General features: G+C 49.3%; 2 protein-coding genes. Both read left to right on the top strand.

Annotated features, from left to right (window positions below; all coding sequences use genetic code 11):
- Nucleotides 1–48: 48 nt before the first annotated feature.
- On the top strand, nt 49–1134 hold the full coding sequence (gene proW, locus R7E00_RS22985) for a glycine betaine/L-proline ABC transporter permease ProW (protein ID WP_021823169.1): 1086 nt from the start codon (nt 49–51) through the stop codon (nt 1132–1134).
- A partial coding sequence (locus R7E00_RS22980) for a glycine betaine ABC transporter substrate-binding protein (protein WP_318124531.1) occupies nt 1127–1571 on the top strand: 445 nt, incomplete at its 3' end. The genes proW and R7E00_RS22980, both read left to right, overlap by 8 nt.

Raw genomic sequence — 1571 nt, 5'->3', positions numbered from 1 at the left:
GTCGTGACGAAGTCGCGTCTTCTGCAAACACTCGATAAGGATTAAACGATGTCTACAGAGCAAACAAATAACGATCCTTGGTCGCAAACCGCACCAACACAAGAAGACCCGTGGTCACAAGGTAGTGAGGCCGCAACTAACAACGATTGGTTGAACAGCGAAGCCGTGCAAGAGACACCTTTCGATATCATGAACCCATTTCAAGATGCCGTTCTCCCACTCGATAATTGGGTAGAATCTGGGTTGAATTGGCTCGTTGAACATGGTCGCCCTGTTTTTCAAGCCATACGAGTTCCGATCGATTTTATCTTGTCCTCATTCGAAACCGCGTTAGTCTCTACGCCGTCACCGATTATGGTGCTGATCCTATTTTTACTCGCGTGGCAGTTTTCTAACTTCAAACTTGGTTTATCAACGCTAGTATCGTTAGTGTTCATTGGCTTGATCGGCGCTTGGTCTCAAGCCATGACCACGCTCGCCTTGGTGCTCACTTCGGTGTTTTTCTGCTTGTTGATTGGCTTACCCATGGGGATCTGGCTAGCCAGAAGCCAAACCGCCGCCAAATTTGTAAGACCAATATTGGATGCGATGCAGACCACCCCGGCGTTCGTCTACCTTGTTCCGATCGTGATGCTGTTTGGTATTGGTAACGTACCGGGCGTTGTCGTAACGATCATTTTCGCGCTACCGCCAGTGGTTCGATTGACCATTCTTGGGATTCAACAAGTACCGGAAGAGCTTATCGAAGCGGGTCACTCTTTTGGCGCAAACAAAAAGCAAATGCTGTATCGCATTCAATTGCCACTTGCGCTGCCAACGATCATGGCGGGCGTCAACCAAACCTTGATGCTTTCTCTGTCGATGGTGGTTATCGCCTCGATGATCGCCGTGGGCGGTTTGGGTCAGATGGTGTTACGAGGCATCGGACGACTGGACATGGGTCTGGCCGCTGTCGGCGGTTTAGGCATTGTGATCCTCGCTATTTTGTTGGATCGCATTACACAAGAGCTTGGCGTCAACGCCGGCAATACCAAACTTCGCTGGTACCATACCGGCCCTATCTCTTATCTGCTCAAATTTAAAACCAACAAGAACCAAAACGACCTAAAACTTAGGAGAAATACGAATGAATAATTCATGGAAGAAAGCGCTGTCTGTCGGCGCGCTAAGCACAATCGCATTTTCGACTTACGGCTTTGCCGGAGAGTTGCCGGGTGAAGGCGTCACGGTTCAACCTGTACAGTCCACTGTCGCTGAAGAGACGTTCCAAACGTTGATCGTAAACCGTGCTCTGGAAGCTTTGGGTTACGATGTCCAACCAACCAAAGAAGTGGATTACAACGTCGGGTACACCTCGATAGCAAAAGGTGACGCGACGTTCTTAGCGGTTGGCTGGTTCCCGCTCCATGCAGACAAATACACCATGTCAGGTGGTGATGATAAGTTTTTCCGAGAAGGCCAATACGTCAGTGGCGCAGCGCAAGGCTACCTCATCGATAAGAAAACCGCCGAGAAATACGGCATTACGAACATTGGTCAGTTAAAAGATCCAAAATTGGCGAAGCTATTCG

Origin of the sequence: Vibrio sp. Vb1755 (assembly GCF_033338635.1) — a bacterium.
In the GTDB taxonomy this organism is placed as follows: Bacteria; Pseudomonadota; Gammaproteobacteria; order Enterobacterales; family Vibrionaceae; genus Vibrio; species Vibrio alginolyticus.
Note: the sequence above shows the minus strand (reverse complement) of the source record. Positions and strands in the feature narration are given on the sequence as shown.

Bases quoted from the DNA above. Each gene is read 5' to 3' on its own strand.
- proW (WP_021823169.1), top strand. From the start codon at position 49: ATGTCTACAGAGCAAACAAATAACGATCCTTGGTCGCAAACCGCACCA.